This is a genomic window from Streptomyces sp. NBC_00057, from assembly GCF_045041165.1.
Lineage (GTDB): Bacteria > Actinomycetota > Actinomycetes > Streptomycetales > Streptomycetaceae > Streptomyces.
This window is the reverse complement of the sequence record NZ_CP108256.1, coordinates 7529543-7548434: the sequence shown is the minus strand read 5'-3', so window position 1 is coordinate 7548434 and position 18892 is coordinate 7529543. Positions and strand designations below refer to the sequence as shown.

Sequence of the window (18892 nt, the reverse complement as noted above, 5' to 3'; positions counted from 1 at the left end):
TCGAAGGGATGTCCGGACGATTTTCAGCCGCACTCTCCGGCGTTGATCACGAGTTGTCCCGGTATTCCGGGCAATGAAATTCACGAAAGCGGCAGAAGAGACCTGTCAGAGCATCACACTGTTCGGTACGGCAGTTGGCTGGAATTCTTCGTTCGGTGGTGGGTCGAGGGAATCTTCACAGCTGGTCACTCGTCTCTCTGTACGGGTCAGAGGGAACACGGGGAACGCTCAGGGCAGGACGGTCCGGTCCGCCCGCGTAGAAACGGCGCATGCCGGGCAGCAACCTTGAAGTCGGACATTGGTGGGGAGTTGAGAGTCCTTGGATACGGAAGAGCGTCGGAGTCCGGTGTCGTCGGCACCGGCTGCGACGGCGGTCTCGGCGGCGACCGGCGGGGCGAAGATCCCGTGCCAGCAGCACCGGCAGCTCTGGGTGGAAGAACCTGCGATACGGCGGCGGATGCCGGACCCGGTCCGTAAGGCTGCCGTGCGTGCCGTGCTCATCATGTCGCTGACGATCATCCAGGCCATGGTGGCGTTCCTGTGCACGCTGGCGGGGTCCTGGCTTGCCTTTCCGATGGTGCTGAGCAGTGTGGGCAGCACGGTGGTTACGACCTGGTCGGTGCTGGATGTCTGGGTCACCCGGCAGGTCTGGAATCAGCGCAACGGCGTGGTGTCCGTGCCGAGCAGTTCGGCACGGCAGTTGCGCCGTGAGCGGCGCAGAGCCCGGCGGGCGGCGCGGACCACGCAGCGGGACGATGCGCGGATACGCCGCCGGGGCGCGGGCAGCCTCTCGCGGGCCTGAGCACCGCCCGACCTGTCCCATGGATCGAGCAGGGCTCTCGCGGCCTGCGGCCGCGCTGTCTCCTTACTCGTCGTTCCTGCTCGTCGTCCTTACTCGTCGGACGGGCCCTGAGCGGGAACCCGGGCGGTGTCGGGCGGTGTCGTGGCGCGCTTGAACATGCGGGTGGCGGTGATCTCGCCGTGCACCGCCGTCTCGCCGTTCGGGTCCTGCTGCGGCAGCCCGGGGCGAAGGTGCTCCTCCACGCTGATGTACTTCAGCCCGGCCCGCAGGTCCGCGTCATTGCGCAATCGGATGACCAGCGGGAATTCGGCGAGCGCCGTGGTGTCGAAGAGTCCGGTCGTGTAGAGCAGTTGTACGCCGAGGGCGTCCGACACCGCTCGCTGGAGCTCCAGCAGATAGGTGGCATTGGCCCGGCCGATGGGGTTGTCCAGGAACAGCGTGCCCGCGTGCCGGTGCTGATGCCGGTCGCGGCCCCGGTCGTTGCTGCGCAGTGCAGCCATCGTGCAGTACAGGGCGATGGCTGCGGTGAGCAGCTGACCACCGGAGAAGACGTCGCCCATCTGTCCGACCGGGACGCGTTCGGCACGGAGCACCGCGTCCGGCTTGAGGATCTCCACGGCAATGCCCTTGGGCTCCAGCGCCGCCTGCACACCGCGCAGCAGGAGGGACATGCCGTCCCTGCGCAGATCGGAGTTCTTCTTCAGGGCGGCGCGGGTGGCCTCGTCGATTACCTCGCCGAGGCGCTCGGTGAGCGTCGCCTGATCTGGTTCCTCGAAGCGGATCCGGAGGAACTCCTGGCCTGACCACTCCCCCAGTCCTTCGGGGAGCTGGGAGAGCCGCTGGGCGGAGCGGAGGGTGGTGAGCGCGGACTCCACGAGCCCTCGGAGCCGGTCGACGATGGAGTCGCGGTTGCGCTCCAACTGGGCCAGCTCGTCGGTGAGGACACGGAGCCGGGGTGCGAAGGCGGCGGCCCACTTCTCGGCGTGCTCGGGCAATGCCGCGGCCGGCAGTTCGCGGATCTGCTGGCGGGCGGGGGTGCGCACCTGTTCGTAGCGGGTGGAGTTGGCGTGCCGTACGAGGACGTCGCTCGCTTCCCGTACGGCGCTCTCCGCGGCGGACAGGTCGGCGGCGCAGCCGCGCAGTGAACGGCGGGCCTCTGCGGCGGACTGCCGGGCCTCGTCGAGGCTGCCCGGGTACGGCTCGGGGGCCTCGGTGTCGTCGTCCGCGCCGTGGTCCCTGAGGAGATCGCGCAGGAGTGCCGCGGTCTCGTCGAAGCCGCCTGCGGAGTCCTCGGCGGTGCGGTGGGCGTGCAGCAGCTCGGCGTGGGCGGCGCGGGCGGTGTCCAAGGTTGCGGTGGCGGAGGCCAGTTCGGCCGTGGCGGTACGCAGGAGGGCCTGGGCCTGCTCGGCATCGGCGGGGACCAGCTCGTCGGGGAGTTCGGTGTGATGGGTCTCGCCGTCGACCGGGGCCAGGCGCTCGGCCTCCCCCCGCAGTCGGCCCAGCTGCTCGCTCGCGGTGGAGGTCCTGGTTTCCAGGAGCTGGACCAGGGATTCGGCACGGGCGGCGGCCGCCTGCCTGGAGGGGCTGTCGGCGCCGTCGGTGCCTTCGAGAAGCTGGGCGGCCCGGGTGCGGACCTTGTTGGTGAGCCGGTCCAGCTCGGCGAGGGCGGCGCTCTCGTCGCTCTCCGCGCGGGCCTGTTCGGCGCGCAGGTCGGCGCCGACGCCCACCTTCTCGTACAGCTGGGATGCGGCTCGGTAGGCCTCCCGAAGCGCGGGAAGCGCGGGGCGTGGGGTGTCGTCCTCGGGCTCCGGGAGGTGCTCGGGGGCACCTGCGATCTCGGCACGTTCGGCGCGCAGGGCGCGGGCGGTGCGGCGGGCGTCGTCGGCGGCGCGCTGAGCGGCCCTGCGGTCCTCGTCGGCGACACGGGCCCGCTCCAGGCAGACGGTGGCGCGGGCCTCGGACTCCGCTGCCTCGTCGATCAGTTCGCGCAGTTTCGCCTGCCAGCCCGCGCGTTCGCGGAGCCGGTGGGCGAGGCCCGCGAGGGCGTCGGCGGCGCGGCGAGCGCGCTGGGCGGCCTCCTGGCGTTCATCGCGGACGCGGGCGGTGTCCGCGGCGGCCTCGTCGGCCTCGGCGCGCAGGGCACGGGCTTCGGCGAGTGCGGCCTCTGCCGCCTCGGCGGCCGAACGGGCGGTGCGGGCTGCTTCGGCGAGCTCGGCGAGCATGCCGGGCGGGCAGTCGGCGCGCCAGGAGCCGATGCGGGCAACGAGGGAGCGGTCGGCGGTGAGGCGGGCCGCGAGGGTGCGGATGTCCTCGTCGCGGGCGGCGGCCCTGCTCCTGAGAGCCTGCCGCTCCTCGTCGGCCGCGTGTTCGTCGTGCATCGCCGGGTTCGGCGGAACGAGGAACACCCCTTCCGTGCTCGCGGCCGACCCCGTGCCGGTGGCCGGGACGGGGGCGAGCAGTGCGGCGGCGGTGCCTACAGCGACGGCGGAGCGCGGCAGAAGGGCGGCGCCGCTCAGGACGTCCCGGGCGCGGGCGTGCGAGTCGGGGTCGGTGATGACCACGCCGTCGACAAGTTCGGGACGGGCGGCGAGTACGGCCGCGTGGTCGGCGGGGTCGACAGCCTGGGCGAGGTATCGCCAGCCGGGAAGGGCGGGGATGCCGTGCTCGCCGAGGTATTCGACGGTGGCCAGGACATCTGGGCCGGGCGGCAGCAGTCCGCCGTCGCCGAGTGCGCCGAGGATGCGGGAGTCGTCGGCGGCCGCGGTGCGCAGTTCGAAGAGGCGGCGCTCGGCGGAGGCGATGCCCTGGTCGAGCAGCTCCCGCAGTTCGTCGGCGCTGCGGTCCAGCTCCTGGGCGGTGAGCGGCTGTTCGTGGGCGGCGGGTTGTTCGGCAGTGACGGTGTGCGTGGCGTGGGCGGCCCGGTCCGGCCGGCCTGTCTGGCCTTCCTGACCCGCCTGGCCCCTCTGGCCTGCCTGTTCCTGGTGCCGGTCCTGGGGGTCCGGACTGTGCGGGGCGTCCGGGTCCGTCTCCGTTTCGGCCGCTCCGCGGCGGGGCCGGGACACGCCTGTGCCGTGTGTGGCGGGCAGGCCCAGCAGGTCGGCCAGGCGGTCGTCGGCGGCGATCGACTCGGCGGCCCTGAGCTCGGCCTCGTACGACTGATCCGCGGCCTGTGCGGCATCGGCGGCGCGCGCCGCGGCGAGTTCGGCGCGGCTCTCGGCAGCTGCGGCTTCCCTGGCCAGGTCGGCCGCCGAGCGGGCGGCCTCCCTGGCGGTGTCCCACGCGGCGACGGCGGACTGTTCGGCGTCGCTCGCGGCGAGGGCGGCGCGCGCCGGGTCGGCGTCCGGCGCGGTGTTGTCGAGCCAGCCGGCCCGTACCGCCTCTGCTGTCTCCTGCTCGACCTCGGCAAGTCGCTGGCGCAGATGTCCGGCCTCGCTGCGGGCGCGCTGGGCCTCGGTGGCTGCGGTGGTGGCATCGCGGTGGGCGGTCTCGCCCGCCGTCTGAAGGGTGTCGGAGCGCTCCTCCTCCTCGTTGGCCAGGGTCTCGCCGGCCTCCGCCGCGGTGTGCAGGGCCCGTACGAGATCGGCGGCGGCTTTGGCGCGGGCGGCGAGCGCAGGCGCGGCGTCGCGCTCCGCCTCGCGGATGGCCACGGCTACACGTGCGGAGCGGTCGGCGGCGGCGCGGTGTCGCAGTACCGCCTCGGCGGCCTGCCAGGCGGAGTGCAGAGTGCGGGCGTCGACCAGTTCGCGACGCTGGGCGGCCGCGCCCTTCTCCGCCGCGGTCAGGGCCAGGGAGGCGTGCCGGTAGGCGAGTTCGGCCGCGATCAGGGCTCTGCGGCTGCGGGCCTCCTCGGTGGTGGTGACGGTGTGCGCGGCGCCCGTCACCTGTTGGGCGAGCTCGGCGGTCCGGCCGCGCTCCTGGCCGGCGCGGGCGGAGAGCCTGCGGGCGAGCGTACGGGTGCGGCGCTCGGCGCCCGCGTGGATGTCCCTGGCGCGGGACCGGGTGCCGGCGGCCTCGACGATCCGGCCGAGCAGATCGACCGAGCCCGCGGTGAAGTCACGCTCCGCGGTCAGCTCGGCTCGGCGGCCGAGCTTGTTGCCGAAGCCGCTCACCAGGTCGGCGAGCCCGTCCGTGTCACGGGTGTCCGTGACGGCGCGGAGGAGGAGGTCGGTGAAGTCGGAGTCCTTCTTGACCGCGAAGAGGCCGGCCGCCTCGCCCTCGTCGGCGTTCATCTCGCGCTGGTAGCGGAAGAGTTCGGGGTCGAGACCGAGGTCACCGAGGTGCTCGTTCCAGCGGTCGTGGATCTCTTCCCAGTGCACGTCGAGGTGCTGGTAGAACTTGCCCGCCTCGGTCAGGGCGTCGCGGAAGCCCTTCATCGTGCGCCGTCGGCCCTGCGCGCCGGAGACGCCGTCGACGGGGCGGTGCACGGAGGTGGCCTCGGCGACCGGCAGGGAGTCCAGGCTGAGACCGGGGCCGGGGCGGAAGGAGTACCAGGCCTCGGCGAACTTCCGCGGGTCGTTGGAGACCTGCCGTCCACGCCACTCGCTGACCTTGCCGACGACGACGCACTCGCCGGTGAGGGTGTGCTGCCACTCCAGGGCGACATGCCCGCAGTCGTCGGCGAGCAGGAACTTGCGCAGGACGCCGGAGCTGGCGCCGCCGAGGGTGTTGCGGTGGCCGGGCAGCATCACCGAGAAGATCAGCTTCAGCAGCACAGACTTGCCGCCGCCGTTCTCCAGGAAGAGCACACCGGCAGGGGCGGGGCGGCGCGGCGGGCCGACCGGCTCCTCCTCGAAGAACTCCGCCTGTGCCGGGGCGGGGTTGGGCACGGGCTCGCCCACTCCACGCAGGTCAAGCACGGTGTCGGCATAGCGCGCACCGGCAGGCCCGATGGAGTAGAGGCGGACCCTGGACAGCTCGTACATGGCGGCGGACTCTCGTCGTTCAGACAGCGGGGGAGACGGCGGTGGTGGGGCGGGCCGGTCAGGCGTGGAAGGGCAGACCGGCGTCGGCGACCAGCTCCAGGTCGTCTGGGTCGGGCGGCGGCAGCAGCGTCGCTGTTCCGTCGGTCACCGGTACGACTCCGAGTTCCAGCAGTTCGGCCATGGCGGCGTTGCCGGCCATGTCGCGGACCTGGAGCTGGTAGCGGGCGGTGGTACGGAAGGCGCCTCCGGCGTCGTCCCCGGTGCGCTGGAGGAAGCCGGAGTCGGTGAGGAAGGCGACGGCCTTGCCGACGATGCCGGTGGTGGAGCCGGCCAGCCTTCGGGCGTCCTTCGTGGCTCCGGTGGAGCTGCGCCGGGCGTAGATCCGCCAGGCCGCCTCCAGTCCGGGGGCGTCGGTGGCCGGGTCGGTGTTGTCGCCATGCTCCTCGGCGCGCTCCTCCAGGCGGTGGCACGCCTGGCGTACGAACGAGTCGACGCCGTTGACGGTGATCCGGCCGATGTACGCGTCGTCGGCGAGGTCCTCGGGGCGGGGGAAGGCCATCGCGGCAACGGCGAGGTGCGCGAGCCCGTGCAGGAAGCGGTCGGCGGAGTCGGACGAGGCGCGGCGGGCGTAGTCGCCCATGCGGACGGCGAAGACCGAGTCCTCACCGGCGGTCACGGCCATGCCGGCGCGGGTGGACACTTCCAGGACGACCAGGCCGAGTCCGGTCGCCACTGCGTCGGCGAGCCGGGCGAAAGTGGGCTCCTCCCGGTACCGGCGGAGCAGTTCGGCGTATTCGGCGTCGCGTGCGGGCAGCAGTTTGGGCTGCAGCCCGAAGGCGACGAGCCGGGCGGCGTCGGCTGCGTCGGCCGGGGTGACGGGTGCGGCGGCGGCTGTGGGCCCTGCCGGGTCGGCGGGCGTCGGGCTCTCGGTCGCGTGCGCGGCAGTCGGCTCGCTCCACGCGTCGGCGTGCTGTGCGCGGTGGTCGCTCACGACTGTCGCTCCTCGATGCGGAAACTCTTCGGTACGGGGTGGACGGCGCCGGTTCTCACGGCATCCGTCCTGGGCGGCACCGTCCTGCCCGCGCACACCGCGCGGGCAGGCCGGCGAAGTCCATGGCCGACGTGCGCCGACCCGGTCGGCGAGGCGTGTGCCTCACGGGGCGCGCCGCTCATGACGCCTCCGAGCGGTCCGCGGCCATTCCGACCGCGTCCAGCAGGGCCGTACCCACTATCAGGTCCGCACCGCCGAACTCCGGGTCGTCGAGCTGTGTCCCGTCGTCGACGGAGAACAACAGGCGCTGCTCGCCCTGCCGGTAGGCGGTGCCGACCGGCGGACTCGCGGCGTGCACCGCGAGCAGAGCGACCAGATAGGGCAGTTCGGGATCGCGGCCCCGGGCCTCCGCGAGGAGTCCGGAGAGCCGACGCGGGGCGTCGTGCTCCAGGTCGAGGAGTTCCATGGCGCTCGCGAGCTGCTCCTCGCTGAACCTGCTGTCGTCCGGGGTGGCGATCAGATCGGGTTCGGGCATTTCGGCGCCCAGGTGTTCCCGCTCCAGGGGTGGGGTGAGCAGCATGTCGACGAGGTCGCCCACCCGTACCGAGGTGGGGGTGCGCAGTCCGGTGCCGTGGGCGAAGAACGCGTCCGTGACGCGGATGGCCTGTTCGACGGGGAGCGGCAGCAGCGGGGCGACCAGCTGACCATAGAGATCGAGGCCTGTGCGGGCCGTGGGGGTGGCGAACGCCTGCCGGTCCTGTTCGGCGCGGAAGAGCGGTCCGGCTTCCAGCAGGCGGGACTGCAACTGGGTGTGGCGGCGGATGCAGTCCTTGACGATGTCGACGAGCTCGGCGGCGCGCCGCTTGTGCTCGGGCTCCTCGGCCTCGTCGCGCGCCTTGCGGATGTTGGTGAGGATCGCGTTCTCGTGGCGGTAGCGGTCGGCGACGTGATCGAGTGCTTCGGCGATCATGTCGGGTACCGCGTTGAGCCAGTCGACGGCCCGGACGTTGCGCCGGGTGGCCTCCAGCGTCTTGCGGAGGGTCTCCGCGTACTGCACGGTGCGGTAGCGGGCCTGCTCGGCGGCGAGCTGTGCGTCCGCCAGGCGGCCCCGGCTGATGAGGACCTCCAGCTTCACCTCGGCGGCGATCTGGGCGCTGGTGACGTCCGTGTCGAGGGCGCCGACCAGAACGTTGACCGCCTCGTCGGTGGCCCGGAGATAGACGGTGCCGCCGTATCCCGGGACCTCTTCGATCAGCTTGAAGTCGTAATCGCGACGGACATACACCCCATCGGGGCCGAAAGTGCCGTACACCGCACGGAATCCGCGGTCGACGCTGCCGACATTGATCAGGTTCTCCAGCACCCAGCGGGCGACCCGCTCGTGCTCGGCGGCCGGGCGGCGCGGGGCCTGCGCGGCGACGCGGGGAAGCAGCCTGGTCACTATCTGGTCGTGATCGGCACCCGTGTCGAAGTCCATGTTGAGGGTGACGAGGTCGATCGCGGCGAGTGCGACCTCGGCCATCGCGTAGACGGTGTACTCACCGGCCAGATTCGCCTTTCGCACATCGAGGTCGTGCAGTGGCGCCGTGCAGGCGAGCGCGCGCAGCCGCCGCGAGAGCCCCTCGTCGGCGGCCGGGCCCGGGGCAGGCCGCGGCCCCGCGCTGAGCTGGGGCGCAGCGTTGTCCATGTAGGCAGGCGAAGTCACGCTGCACAGATTAGGTCCTCACACTGACAACGGTCGAAACGGCGCAGAAGCGACCCTTGCCCGGCGCCGGCCGGCGCCGACTTCACAGCCGTTCCCCGGTGCGTTCCGGGCGGTCGTTCCGGCCCGGCTCCGGGGTTCCGTAGCCCCCGCCGCCCGGTGTGCGGAGCACGAGTACGTCCCCCCGCTCCACCTCGGCCGTGTCACAGCCGCGCAGTGGTGTGACCGTCCCGCCGCCAGAGCGCTCGATGTGCTGCTCACCCAGCGCGCCGGGTTCACCGCCCGCCATGCCGTACGGCCGGACCCGGCGGTGGCCGGAGAGCAGCGCCAGGGTCACAGGTTCGAGGAAGCGGATTCGCCGCTCCACACCGCAGCCGCCGTGCCAACGCCCCGTACCCCCGCTGCCGTCCCGTACCCGGAAGCTCTCCAGCAGCACGGGGTAGCGCCATTCGAGGACTTCGGGGTCGGTGAGGCGGGAGTTGGTCATATGGGTCTGTACGGCGTCGGCGCCGTCGAAGCCGTCGCCCGCGCCCGAGCCGCTCGCCACGGTCTCGTAGTACTGGACCCGTTCGTTGCCGAAGGTGAGGTTGTTCATGGTGCCCGAACCCTCGGCCTGGATGCCGAGCGCCGCGTACAGAGCACCGGTGACGGCCTGGGACGTCTCCACGTTTCCCGCGACGGTGGCCGCCGGATGGACGGGGGACAGCATGGAGCCCTCCGGAATTCTGACCTCCAGGGGCTTGAGGCAGCCGCTGTTGAGCGGGATGTCGTCCGCGACCAGGGTTCGGAAGACGTACAGGACAGCCGCCATCACCACGGATTTCGGCGCGTTGAAGTTACCCGGCTGCTGCGGTGAGGTGCCGGTGAAGTCGACGACTGCGCTGCGGGTGGCCCTGTCCACGGTGAGGGCGACCTCGATGACCGCGCCGTTGTCGGTCTCGTAGCGGTAGGCGCCGTCGTGCAGTTCGGCGATGATCCGGCGGACGGACTCCTCGGCGTTGTCCTGTACGTGCCCCATGTACGCGGCTACGACCTCGGTCCCGAACTGTTCAGCCATGCGCCGGAGTTCGGCGATGCCCTTCTCATTGGCGGCGATCTGGGCGCGTAGATCGGCGAGGTTGGTTTCCGGGTCACGGGAGGGGTACGCGGCGGTGGTGAGCAGTTCGCGCGTCTCGGTCTCGCGGAGTCTGCCGTCCCGTACCAGCAGCCAGTTGTCGAACAGCACGCCTTCCTCGTGGATGGTGCGGCTGAAGGCGGGCATGGAGCCGGGGGTGATGCCGCCGATCTCGGCGTGGTGTCCACGTGAGGCAACAAGGAAGCGCAGCTCCGGCTTCTCACCACCGGCCTCGTCGAACACGGGTGTCACCACGGTCACATCGGGCAGATGTGTGCCCCCGTGGTACGGGTCGTTGATGGCGTACACATCGCCTGGCCGCATCGTGCCACTGTTGCGCCGCAGCACCTCCTTGATGGACTCCCCCATCGAACCGAGGTGCACGGGAATGTGCGGGGCATTGGCGATCAGATTGCCGTTCGCGTCGAAGAGGGCGCAGGAGAAGTCGAGCCTCTCCTTGATATTGACGGAGTGGGCCGTGTTCTCCAGGCGCACACCCATCTGTTCGGCGATCGACATGAAGAGGTTGTTGAAGACCTCCAGCATGACGGGGTCGACCCGGGTACCGACAGCCGTGCGATCCGGGCGCGGGCGGACCCTGGTGAGCAACAGATGGCCGGTGCCGGCGAGAGCGGCCTGCCAGCCCGGGTCGACGACAGTGGTGGCATCCGCCTCTGCGATCACGGCAGGGCCGGTCACGGTGTCCGCAGGGCGCAGTTCCTCGCGCCGGTGGAGCGGGGTGTCCTGCCATCGGCCGTCGGCGAACATCCTTACGGTTTCGTGCGGTTGAGGTTCTACGCTCTCACGGGGCGTGCGGTCGGCCGGGCGCGGTTCGTGCTGTCCCGCCGTTCCGATCGCCTCGACCGACACCGCCTCGACGACCAGGGGTTTGTCCATGGTGAACGCATAGCGTGCGCGGTGCTCCGCGGTGAACGCCTCGGCCATGGCGGGTGCGTTGTCCAGGCCGACGGGCAGGCTCGAGTCCGTACCGGCGTAGCGCAGGAGCACGCGGGCGTGCGTGCTGATCGCGCTGTCGGGGATGGCGTCGGCGCGCAGTTCGGCGCGGGTGCGGGCGGCGAGTTCGTCGCAGAGTTCGCCCACCGCGGTACGGGTCGCCTCACTCAGTTCCGCCTCGACGGACTGTTCGCGCATCGCGGTGGCGTCGGCGAGACCGATGCCGTACGCGGAGAGCACGCCGGCCAGGGGCGGTACGAGGACCGTGTCGATGCCCAGGGCGTCGGCAACGGCGCAGACGTGCTGGCCCCCGGCGCCGCCGAAGCCGGTCAGGGCGTAGCGGGTGATGTCGTGTCCGCGCTGCACGGAGATCTTCTTGACCGCGTTCGCCATGTTGAGCACGGCGATCTCCAGGAACCCGGCGGCGACCTCGGCCGCCGTGCGCCGCGTTCCGGTGGCGCGCGCCACGTCCTCGGCGAGCGCGTCGAAGCGTTCGCGCACGAGGTCCGCGTCGAGTGGAAGGTTGCCGTCCGGTCCGAAGACGGCCGGGAAGTGCGCGGGCTGGACCCGGCCGAGCATCACATTGGCGTCGGTGACGGTCAGCGGTCCGCCGCGTCGGTAGCAGGCCGGGCCGGGGATCGCGCCCGCCGAGTCGGGGCCGACGCGGTAGCGGTGGCCGTCGAAGTGCAGGACGGAGCCGCCGCCGGCGGCGACGGTGTGGATGTTCATCATGGGGGCGCGCATCCGCACACCGGCCACCTGAGTGCCCAGTTCGCGCTCGAACTCGCCCGCGTAGTGCGACACATCGGTGGAGGTGCCGCCCATGTCGAAGCCGATGACCCGGTCGAATCCGGCCTGTCCGGACGTACGGGCCATGCCGACCACGCCACCGGCGGGGCCGGAGAGCACCGCGTCCTTGCCCCGGAAGTGGGAGGCTTCGCGCAGCCCGCCGTTGGACTGCATGAACATCATCCGGATGCCGTCGAGTTCGAGGGCGACCTCGTCGACGTACCGACGCAGGATCGGTGAGAGATACGCGTCGACGACGGTGGTGTCGCCGCGTGGTACGAGCTTCATCAGCGGGCTCACCTCGTGCGAGCAGCTCACCTGGGTGAAGCCTGCCTCGCGGGCTGCGGCGGCCACGGCGCTCTCGTGTCCGGGGTGGCGGTAGCCGTGCATCAGGACGACCGCCGCGCTGCGCAATCCGTCGGCCCGGGCCGCCATCAGTCGCTCGGCCACCGCATCCCTGTCGAGCGGTGTGACGACCCGGCCGCGGGCATCGATCCGCTCGGGGACCTCGATCACCCGCTCGTACACGGCCTCGGGCAGCAGGATGCGTCGGTCGAAGAGTCTCGGCCGGTTCTGGTACGCGATGCGCAGCGCGTCGCGGAAGCCTTCCGTAATGACCAGGACGGTCGGCTCACCGCGCCGCTCCAGCAGGGCGTTGGTGGCGACCGTCGTGCCGATCTTCACCGTGCCGACCCGGTCGGCGGGGACCGGGTCGGTGGGGCCGAGGCCCAGCAGCCCCCGGATTCCGGCCACGGCGGCGTCGCGGTAGCGGTCCGGGTCGTGGGAGAGCAGCTTGCGGGTGACCAGGTGCCCATCGGGATCCCGGCCCACGACATCGGTGAACGTCCCGCCACGGTCGATCCAGAAATCCCAGCGTCCGGTCATCCCTCCATACTGACCCGTGGCACGGACAACGGCCCAGACGGCGCAGCCTGTTCCCCCGCCGCCGCACCGGCCGGCTGCACGGCGGCCAGCGCGCTCCGCAGCGCCTCCTCGGCCCGCCGGTCCAGGCGCCCGCCGGTGCCGCACACGCGGTGCTGTATCTCCGCTCCGGCCAGGCACAGCAGCTGGGGCAGCAGATCGGTGCTTCTTCGGGGGCCGGCCAGCCGGTGCCGGCGGTGGCCAGCCAGAGCCATGTGTCGGCGCGGCTCGGGGGCGGCTGCTGGGCTTCGAGCCCCGGCGTGGCGCCGTGTGCCAGACCTCGGGCGGCCAGCAGATTGTGAAATCCGGCCGCGACCGTCCGATGACCGTGTTCGGCCGGGTGGAGACGGTCGGCGCTCCACAAGGAGCGGTCGCAGACCCAGGCCCGGTCCGCCATGTGCAGATGAACGGCGTCGTAGCGTTCGGACAGTGCGTGCACGACGGCGTTCACCGGGGCCTGGCGCCGGGCGAGCGGCCTGCCCAGGGGCGCGGGGAGCCCGAGTACGGCGCCGGGGTGGGCTGCCGCGGACGTGCCGGGCGCGCAGCACCGTACTGCGCCGGTGGGGGCGGCAGCGCCGCAGGTCCACTCCGAGCGGGGCGCGCACGACATTGCGGGCGCCGATGCGCAGGAACTCGCGCTCCGCCCATTGCGTGGTGCACACGATCCGGGTGTACGCGTGGGCGCTGCGCGCGTTGAGGCGGTCGGCCGTACGCCCGGCCGCACCGGCCGGGACGCCCCAGGTGCGCAGCACCCCGTAGGCCGTCTCGTGGGAGACCATCACTGTGGGCACCCTGGCACAGCGCGCCCACTCCCCCGTCCATCGCAGCGTGGTCCGGTCGGAGACCTCAAGACGGTCGGGCCGCAGCGTTTCCAGGAGGCGGCGGAGGCTGCGCCGGCCTGCCAGTACGCGGTAGCCCCCGCTGCCCGGCAGGACCGACCCGGGGAGCGTGATCACCCTGCCCTGCTCCGTCCGCTCGTCGCTCCGTATGTCGCCGGGCACGATGAGCACCGGCTCGTGCCCGGCCGCGAGATAGCCGCGGCCGAGTTCCTCAAGGGCGGTGCGCAGTCCGCCCGATGACGGGGTGATGAAGTTCGCCAGCCGGACGATGACCGCGCGCCGTTCGCGGCCGGTCATGCCGCCACCGCCGTCCGGTCGCGCAGCACCTCGTCGTAGTGGTCCAGGAGTTGATCACCCACGGCCTGCCACGTGCGTCCCTCGACCGTGGCCCGGCCGGTGGCTCCGTAGGCCGCCGCGAGCGCGGGGTCCGCGGCGAGTGCGCCGACTGCCGCCGCCACAGCACCGGTGTCGAACGGCGGGACCAGCAGCCCGGTCCGCCCGTGGTCGACGAGGTCGAGCGGTCCGCCCGCCGCCGGGGCGATCACGGGTACTGCGGAGGCCATGGCCTCCTGCACCGTCTGGCAGAACGTCTCGTACGGTCCCGTGTGCACGAACATGTCCAGCGAGGCGAAGAACCGGGCGAGGTCGTCCCCGGTTCTGCGGCCGAGGAAGACCGCGCCGGGCAGGGCGGTCCGCAGCGATGCATCACTGGGTCCGTCCCCGACGACCACGACCCGGACCCCGGGTGTCGCGCAGGCCCCGGCGAGGAGTTCGACGTGTTTCTCCGGGGCGAGCCGTCCGACGTACCCGACGATCCGCTCCCCGCCGGGCGCGAGACGACGGCGCAGTGCCTCGTCGCGCAGTCCGGGCCGAAACCGTGCGGTGTCGACGCCGCGTGGCCACAGCCGTACCCGGGGCACGCCGTGTTCGGTGAGGTCGCGGACGGCGGCGGTGGACGGGGCGAGCGTGCGGTCGGCGGCGCTGTGCACGGCGCGCATCCGGTGCCAGGCGGTGTTCTCGCCGGTGCCGAGATACGTGCGTGCGTAGCCGGCCAGGTCGGTCTGGTAGACGGCCACGGTCGGCAGCCGGAGCCTGGTCGCGGCTGCCATGCCCCGTACGCCGAGCACGAACGGTCCTGCCAGATGGACGAGTTCGGCGCGGTGCGCGGTGAGGGCGGCCGTCAGCCGCCGGCTCGGGAGTGCCACCCGGACCTGGGGATAGCCGGGCAGGGGAAGTGAGGGGACCCGCACCACGGGGCACGGTGCGTCGGCTTCGAAGGCGTCGGAGAGGTCCGAACGGGGTGTGGTCGTCGCGCCGGCCGTGGCCGGGGCGACGACGAGCGGTTCGTGGCCGCGGCCGGCGAGATGCCGGGCCGTCTGCAGGGTGCAGTGGGCCACACCGTTGATATCGGGCGGGAAGGATTCGGTGACGATGGCGACACGCATACCTGTGTTGTCGCCACGCCGGACGTGTCCGGGTCGACTTGGATCTTTCCGCCCGGAAAACGCCCCATGAGCGTTTGAGCCGAGCGCGCCCCCGACGCGCTGCTCGCCCGTTCGCGCCGCGCACCCCCGACGCGCGCCGCTGTGCGTACTCCGGTCAGACCGCGGGAGTGTCGGGCCCGATCCTGCTGCGTACCGCTGTCTGAACCTCGGCCTCCTCGGCCGGGTCCGCGGCAAGTCGGCGCAGTCGCTCGGCGACCCTGATGTCGCCGGTCTCAGCGTGGAGTGCGGCGACCTCGCGGGTGGTCTCCTCGCAGTCCCACAGGCATTCGACGGCGAATCCGGTGGCGAAGGAGGGGTCGGTCGCGGCCAGTGCGCGGGCCGCTCGGCCGCGCAGGTGCGAGGAGGACGTCTCCCGGTAGACATGGCGCAGTACGGGGGCCGCACAGGCGATGCCCAGCCTGCCCGTGCCGTCGACGAGGGTCCACAGGCGTGGTGCGTCCGGGCCCTCGCCCCGCACGGCCTCGCGGAGTGCTCCGAGGACCAGTGAGGCGTCCTGGGCGCCGCCCCGGCAGGCGAGCACACCGGCCGCGGAGGCGCCGAGCGCGTCGGGCCGTCGGGCCCAGCGCCGGGCACGCTCCACCGCCGCGTCGCCGCACATCCGCTCGAAGGCGGCGACGGCCGCGTCGGCGACGATGCGCGAGGCACCGACCGCTGCGATCTCGATCAGGTCGAGCACGGCAGGATCCCTGGCCTCGACCAGAAAGTGCAGGGCGGCGCAGCGTGCGCCTTCCGGGCCGCTGCGGGCGGCCTCGGTGATCGTGGACCGGTCCTCGGGTCCGGCGACGGCGGTGAGACAGCGGGCGGCCGGGACATGGAGGACGCTGCCGCGTTCGAGTCCCTGCTGGGCCCAGTCGAGGACGGCCTGGACGCTCCAGCCGGGGCGGGGGCCGCCGGGCCGCATCTGCCGCTGCCAGCGGTCGAAGGAGCCCTGTTCGGAGGCGGCCCTGACCCTGGCGCCGACCTCTTCGCGCGGGTCGTCCGCCCAGAGCCGCCAGGGGCGGGGTTCAAAGGCGTCCCGTACGGCGGCGGCCAGCTCGGCGGCCCCCTCCTCAGTGGCCGGGAACCGGCCGAGCACGGGTACGGCGAGGGCTCGAAGCCCCGCGTCGTCGTCACGCAGGGCGAGCTCGTCGAGGGCCCAGGCCCAGTTGGCTCCGGTCGCGGCGTACCGCCGCAGCAGGGCCAGCGCGTCGTCCCGTCCGTACGAGGCGAGGTGGCCGAGCACGGCGAGGGCCAGCCCGGTGCGTGAATCGTCGGTGTCGAGGTGGTCGTCGGGATCGCACAGATGGCGCTCGATCTCTTCGATACCGCCGTCGAGGTCGAGATACAGGCGTGCGTAGTAGAGCGAGCGGTTCTCCACCTGCCAGTCGTGACGCGGATCGCTCAGGACGCAGTGGTTGAGAGCCGCCAGGGCCTCGGGGCGTGGTGCGGCGAGCGCGTGGAGCGTGCCGTCGCCACGGCCCCTCTGCAGCAGGCCGAGCAGAGTGCCGCTCGGCGCTATGAACGGATCAAACATGGAAAAAGCCTCACATCAAGCTGTCGACGCAACCGGGACTGTGCAGTTCCAAGTGCCGGGTGGGGCACTACGCCGCGCAGCAACATGATCGGCCGACCGCCGTCTTCTGCTTGGTGTAGACCATCTTCCTCTGCCTCTCGTCGGTGGCCCGAACCGGGCCCGCGACGTCATGATGACCCAGCCATTTCGCCACCGCGACCACATTTACGGCGTACCCGGTCAGCGGGGGCCGAAGAGTTCCAGCAGGTCGGCCTTGCCGAACATGCGTGCAGTGTCCAGTGCGGAGGGGGTTCCGGCCGACGGGTCGGCCCCTGCGGCGAGCAGCGCCTCGATCACCGCGTCCTCACCCTTGAAGACGGCTCCGGCCAGCGGTGTCTGTCCGCGATCGTTGGCCCGGTCCGGGTCTGCGCCACGGCCGACGAGGGCGGCGACCGCGGCGGCGTGCCCGTGATAGGCGGCGAGCATCAGCAGCGAATCGCCCCGGTCGTTGGTGAGGTTCACGGGAACACCCGCGTCGACATAGGCGGCGAGTGCTTCGGTCTCACCGCGGCGGGCCAGGTCGAAGACCTTCGTCGCCAGCTCGACCACCTCGGGATCGGGGGTTTCGCTCATCGGACGGACCGCCTTCCATCAACCGGATTCACACTGTCGACCTGCTGGGGCGTACGGCGTCGGGGCCGTACGAGTGAATCGACAGGGTACTGCTCAACCGCGCACATGACCCGGCCCGCCCATGGCAAGAGATCACGTCCGGTGACGGCGGAACAGCGCGTGACGTCGAGGTTTTCGCCCTGCCCGCACTCTCGCATGGGCCAAGCAGGTGAAAATGAAGACTTTTCACCCAAATGCAGCTTTTATCGTATAGATACTTCCGGTGAACCTGGAAGGACTCATGGTGACCGTCCCTCTAACCAGGAGAACTTCTCATGATCCTGTCCATGTCAGGCGTAGTCATCCTCGGCATCATCGTCTTCCTGTTCTTCAGGAAGGACGGCCTCAAGGCATCGCACGCCGTCGTCACTGCCATGTTCGGCTTCTATCTGGCAGGCACCGCCATCGCACCGAGCATCACCGCGGGCGGCGCGAGTCTCGCCGGCCTCTTGGGCGGGATCAAGTTCTGACCCTCCGCGACCACTCCCACCCCATCAGGAGACCGACGTGGCCCGGCGACCACTCCCCCGCATTCTGAGCAGCGGCAGCGCCTCGATCACTCGCAGTCGCGAGTTCGCGCGCACGGCCGCCGACAACACCACCGACGTCCTCCATCCGCTGATCATGATCACTCGTGGTCTGCGGCTGCTGGCCGGAGCCGGACGGCAGAAGTGGGCCGCGACACCCAAGGACAAGCGTGGTCCGACGCTGTTCTCCGTCGCGGCCTGCGTATTCGTGGTCGCGCTCATCCCGTACGGGTCCGTGCTCGCCCTGGTCACGGTGATGGGCGCAGCCGCATGGAAGGGCCGGGAGCGGACTCCTGCGAAGACCGGCCCCGACGAGGCGCAGACCGGGCGGTTGCGGTCCCTGTACGAGGCGCTCGTGCCGTACTTCTCCGTGGCCGACGACCCCAGTCCGCTGTTCGCCCACGGTGGCGACTGGGACAAGGTCTTCAGCGGTTACGAGTTCGACAGCAACGGGCGCCTGACCCACCTCAGGGTGACGTATCCCCCTTACTTCACCGACAGCGAAGCCGACTCCCGCATCCGGATCGAGCAACTGCTGCACGCAAAGTCGGGCCGTGGCCGCGAGTACCACTTCGCCTGGGACGAGGAAGGCAACCGGCTCGTCATGAGCGTGCTCGACGCCCTGCCCACCTCGATCGGGGCCCAGCGCTTCGTCACCGCCCCCGGCGAGACCGTGCTGGGTTTCACCGACGGCGACGCGGTGCAGCGCACCGTTCCGGTGAACGACGGCGACGTGACCCGCGACGCACCTCCAGTCGTCTGGCGGACCGGCGCCCGCTCCACCGAGCCGCATCTGCTGGTCGTCGGACAGCCCGGCAGCGGCACCACCACACTGATGCGCTCCATCGCCCTGCAGGCGCTCCAGCACGGCAACATCCTGATCATCGAAGGCAGCGGAACCGGCGAGTACGCCTGCTTGAGCGGGCGCGACGGCGTACTGGCCGTGGAGTGCGGTCTGGCGGGCGCGCTGGCGACCCTGGAATGGGCGGCCCACGAGACGGAGCGACGGCTGATCGCGGCGAACCGGGCCCGGCAGTCCGGCCACCCCGCCCCCGACGACATCAAGCGCCCGCTCTGGATCCTGCTGGACCGGCCCAGCGTCCTCGGCCACCTGGCGGCCGCCGACGGCAAGCCCGACCCCCAGGAACTGCTCCAGGTGCCGCTGCGGCACGGCAGGGCGGCCAACGTCACCGTGGTCATGACCGATCAGTTCGACAGCCTGGACACCCTCGGCGAGACCGTACGGACCCACACCAGGGCCCGGGCCGTGCTCGGCCACTGTTCCCGCGACCAGGTCGAGTCGGTGCTCGGCACGGAGCCGCACACAACGCCGACACCGGACGTCCCGCCCGGCCGGGGGTACGCGCGGCTCGGCACCGGTCCCGTACTGCGGCTTCAGGTCCCGGCCACACCCGATCCGTACGACGAGGCGACCAGCGAGGCGCAGCGGCAGGCGGTCCTCGGTCTGCTCCCCGGGCTGCAGGCGCCGGCCGAGGCGACCACACCGGTCGGGGCGAGCGTCCCGGACCCGGCGATGCCGCCTACCGTGACCGCGGCCGTGGCTGTGGCTGTCGAGGGCATGGCGGTCGCCGACTGAACAGACGGCACAGGGCTGCTCAGGGGTGACGGATCGGCTGATCCGTCGCCGACCGAGCAACCCTG

The 18892-nt window shown here is 71.7% G+C and carries 11 protein-coding genes; 3 read left to right on the top strand and 8 right to left on the bottom strand.

Annotated features, from left to right (window positions below; all coding sequences use genetic code 11):
• Positions 1-319: 319 nt before the first annotated feature.
• Entirely contained in the window at positions 320-802 is a 483-nt protein-coding gene (locus OG953_RS35565; protein WP_405689334.1) for a hypothetical protein, read from the top strand.
• 89 nt (positions 803-891) lie between these two features.
• Here the strand turns inward: OG953_RS35565 and OG953_RS35560 are convergent, their stop codons facing one another.
• From OG953_RS35560 to OG953_RS35525, 8 genes are all read right to left on the bottom strand, one after another.
• Complete coding sequence (locus tag OG953_RS35560) at positions 892-5724, bottom strand: hypothetical protein (protein ID WP_405689332.1); 4833 nt, start codon at positions 5722-5724, stop codon at positions 892-894.
• Positions 5725-5782: 58 nt separating this feature from the next.
• Positions 5783-6715 (bottom strand): hypothetical protein, encoded by a 933-nt coding sequence (locus OG953_RS35555; protein WP_405689330.1) that lies wholly within the window; start codon positions 6713-6715, stop codon positions 5783-5785.
• Positions 6716-6893: 178 nt separating this feature from the next.
• Positions 6894-8420 (bottom strand): hypothetical protein, encoded by a 1527-nt coding sequence (locus tag OG953_RS35550; protein WP_405689328.1) that lies wholly within the window; start codon positions 8418-8420, stop codon positions 6894-6896.
• Positions 8421-8502: 82 nt separating this feature from the next.
• Positions 8503-12159 (bottom strand): hydantoinase B/oxoprolinase family protein, encoded by a 3657-nt coding sequence (locus OG953_RS35545; RefSeq protein WP_405689326.1) that lies wholly within the window; start codon positions 12157-12159, stop codon positions 8503-8505.
• Positions 12156-13331 carry a glycosyltransferase gene (locus tag OG953_RS35540; protein ID WP_405689325.1) on the bottom strand — a complete coding sequence of 392 codons (1176 nt, stop codon included), beginning with the start codon at positions 13329-13331 and terminating at the stop codon, positions 12156-12158. The genes OG953_RS35545 and OG953_RS35540 overlap by 4 nt, the downstream gene beginning before the upstream one ends.
• A complete protein-coding gene (locus tag OG953_RS35535) occupies positions 13328-14479 on the bottom strand; it encodes a glycosyltransferase family 4 protein (protein ID WP_405689324.1) in 1152 nt (383 codons plus the stop codon). Before OG953_RS35535 ends, OG953_RS35540 begins: the two co-directional genes overlap by 4 nt.
• A 154-nt stretch (positions 14480-14633) precedes the next feature.
• Entirely contained in the window at positions 14634-16052 is a 1419-nt protein-coding gene (locus tag OG953_RS35530; protein WP_405689323.1) for a HEAT repeat domain-containing protein, read from the bottom strand.
• A gap of 219 nt (positions 16053-16271) precedes the next feature.
• Positions 16272-16664, bottom strand: coding sequence for an ankyrin repeat domain-containing protein (locus OG953_RS35525; RefSeq protein ID WP_405689322.1), 393 nt, complete (start codon positions 16662-16664; stop codon positions 16272-16274).
• 314 nt (positions 16665-16978) lie between these two features.
• Here OG953_RS35525 and OG953_RS35520 point away from each other — a divergent pair, with 314 nt between their 5' ends.
• Together OG953_RS35520 and OG953_RS35515 are read left to right on the top strand one after the other, a co-directional pair.
• Positions 16979-17173 (top strand): hypothetical protein, encoded by a 195-nt coding sequence (locus OG953_RS35520; RefSeq protein WP_037696696.1) that lies wholly within the window; start codon positions 16979-16981, stop codon positions 17171-17173.
• Positions 17174-17210: 37 nt separating this feature from the next.
• Positions 17211-18827 carry a hypothetical protein gene (locus tag OG953_RS35515; protein WP_405689321.1) on the top strand — a complete coding sequence of 539 codons (1617 nt, stop codon included), beginning with the start codon at positions 17211-17213 and terminating at the stop codon, positions 18825-18827.
• The last annotated feature ends 65 nt before the right edge of the window (positions 18828-18892 follow it).